Raw genomic sequence first — 2571 nt, forward strand, 5'->3', positions numbered from 1 at the left:
GCCGACTACATGATTCGAACACGCGACCCTCTGATTACAAATCAGATGCTCTACCAACTGAGCTAAGTCGGCTAATACCTAGTATGCGGATGAAGGGACTTGAACCCCCACGCCGTTAAGCGCTAGATCCTAAATCTAGTGCGTCTGCCAATTCCGCCACATCCGCTAGGATTATGACCCGTGCTGGGCTCGAACCAGCGACCCTTTGATTAAAAGTCAAATGCTCTACCAACTGAGCTAACGAGTCATTAGTATTTCTACTAACGGTTCTGACGGGAATCGAACCCGCGATCTTCGCCGTGACAGGGCGACGTGATAACCGCTACACTACAGAACCTTTATTCACTTAATGGCTGAAACAACCAATGGGAGTTAACGGGATCGAACCGCTGACCCTCTGCTTGTAAGGCAGATGCTCTCCCAGCTGAGCTAAACTCCCAAAACTTGGCCACTCGCCTATCTCCCAGGGGGCAACCCCCAAGTACTTCCGCCGTAGATGGACTTAACTTCTGTGTTCGACATGGGAACAGGTGTATCTCCATCGCAATGATGACCAAATCATTAAATGTTACCTTGAACATTCAAAACTAAATAACAATTCTTCTAACTTTTAAACCATAAGCATATTATATTTGACTCTTTTGGTAAAGTCCTCGAGCGATTAGTACTGGTCCGCTCCAAGTCTCGCAACTCTTCCACTTCCAGCCTATCTACCAGATCATCTCTCTGGGCTCTTAATTCTTACGAATGGGTAATCTCATCTTGAGGTGGGCTTCGCACTTAGATGCTTTCAGCGCTTATCCCTTCCCTACATAGCTATCCAGCCGTGCTCCTGGCGGAACAACTGGTACACCAGCGGTAAGTCCATCCCGGTCCTCTCGTACTAAGGACAGATCCTCTCAAATTACCTACGCCCGCGACGGATAGGGACCGAACTGTCTCACGACGTTCTGAACCCAGCTCGCGTGCCGCTTTAATGGGCGAACAGCCCAACCCTTGGGACCGACTACAGCCCCAGGATGCGACGAGCCGACATCGAGGTGCCAAACCTCCCCGTCGATGTGAACTCTTGGGGGAGATAAGCCTGTTATCCCCAGGGTAGCTTTTATCCGTTGAGCGATGGCCCTTCCATGCGGTACCACCGGATCACTAAGTCCTAGTTTCCTACCTGCTCGAGTTGTAGCTCTCGCAGTCAAGCTGGCTTTTACCTTTACACTCTACGATTGATTTCCAACCAATCTGAGCCAACCTTTGAGCGCCTCCGTTACTCTTTAGGAGGCGACCGCCCCAGTCAAACTGTCCGTCAGACACTGTCTCCCTGGCCGATTATGCCAGCGGGTTAGAGTAACCATAAGTCAAGGGTAGTATCCCAACAACGCCTCAATAGAAACTAGCGTCCCTATTTCAATGGCTCCTACCTATCCTGTACATGACTTACAGGTACTCAATATCAAACTACAGTAAAGCTCCATGGGGTCTTTCCGTCCTGTCGCGGGTAACCTGCATCTTCACAGGTACTAAAATTTCACCGAGTCTCTCGTTGAGACAGTGCCCAAATCATTACGCCTTTCGTGCGGGTCGGAACTTACCCGACAAGGAATTTCGCTACCTTAGGACCGTTATAGTTACGGCCGCCGTTTACTGGGGCTTCAATTCATACCTTCGACTTACGTCTAAGCACTCCTCTTAACCTTCCAGCACCGGGCAGGCGTCACCCCCTATACATCACCTTGCGGTTTAGCAGAGAGCTGTGTTTTTGATAAACAGTTGCTTGGGCCTATTCACTGCGGCTGGCTTTTACACCAGCACCCCTTCTCCCGAAGTTACGGGGCTATTTTGCCGAGTTCCTTAACGAGAGTTCTCTCGATCACCTGAGGCTACTCGCCTCGACTACCTGTGTCGGTTTGCGGTACGGGTAGATATGACTTTACGCTAGAAGCTTTTCTTGGCAGTGTGACATCAGAGAGTTCGCAACCGTAGTTGCTTCCCCATCACAGCTCAATGTTAAAGAGAAATGCATTTGACACATCTCACACCTCACTGCTTAGACCAGAATCCATTAACTGGCATCTCTTAGCCTACTGCGTCCCTCCATCACGATCATATCTAGTACTGGAATATCAACCAGTTGTCCATCGACTACGCCTTTCGGCCTCGCCTTAGGTCCCGACTAACCCAGGGCGGACGAGCCTTCCCCTGGAAACCTTAGTCTTACGGTGGATAAGATTCTCACTTATCTTGCGCTACTCATACCGGCATTCTCACTTCTTAACGCTCCAGCACTCCTCACGGTATACCTTCATCGCGGTTAAGAACGCTCTCCTACCATTGATAAAATATCAATCCAAAGCTTCGGTAATATGTTTAGCCCCGGTACATTTTCGGCGCAGGGTCACTCGACTAGTGAGCTATTACGCACTCTTTGAATGATAGCTGCTTCTGAGCTAACATCCTAGTTGTCTGTGCAACCCCACATCCTTTTCCACTTAACATATATTTTGGGACCTTAGCTGTTGGTCTGGGCTGTTTCCCTTTCGACTACGGATCTTAGCACTCGCAGTCTGACTGCCG

General features: G+C 49.6%; 5 tRNA genes and 2 rRNA genes. All 7 read right to left on the reverse strand.

Going from position 1 to position 2571, the window contains the following annotated elements:
* A tRNA-Thr gene (locus ABZX02_RS43765) sits at positions 1–72 on the reverse strand.
* 12 nt (positions 73–84) lie between these two features.
* Positions 85–166, reverse strand: a tRNA-Leu gene (locus tag ABZX02_RS43770).
* Between the two features lie 8 nt (positions 167–174).
* Positions 175–247: transfer RNA gene (locus tag ABZX02_RS43775), tRNA-Lys, on the reverse strand.
* Positions 248–264: 17 nt separating this feature from the next.
* Positions 265–337, reverse strand: a tRNA-Asp gene (locus tag ABZX02_RS43780).
* Between the two features lie 29 nt (positions 338–366).
* Positions 367–439: transfer RNA gene (locus ABZX02_RS43785), tRNA-Val, on the reverse strand.
* A gap of 3 nt (positions 440–442) precedes the next feature.
* Positions 443–558 (reverse strand): 5S ribosomal RNA (gene rrf / locus ABZX02_RS43790).
* Between the two features lie 83 nt (positions 559–641).
* Positions 642–2571 (reverse strand): 23S ribosomal RNA (locus ABZX02_RS43795); the annotation flags it as partial.

The sequence above is a fragment of the Lentzea sp. NPDC003310 genome, assembly GCF_040610935.1.
In the GTDB taxonomy this organism is placed as follows: domain Bacteria; phylum Actinomycetota; class Actinomycetes; order Mycobacteriales; family Pseudonocardiaceae; genus Lentzea.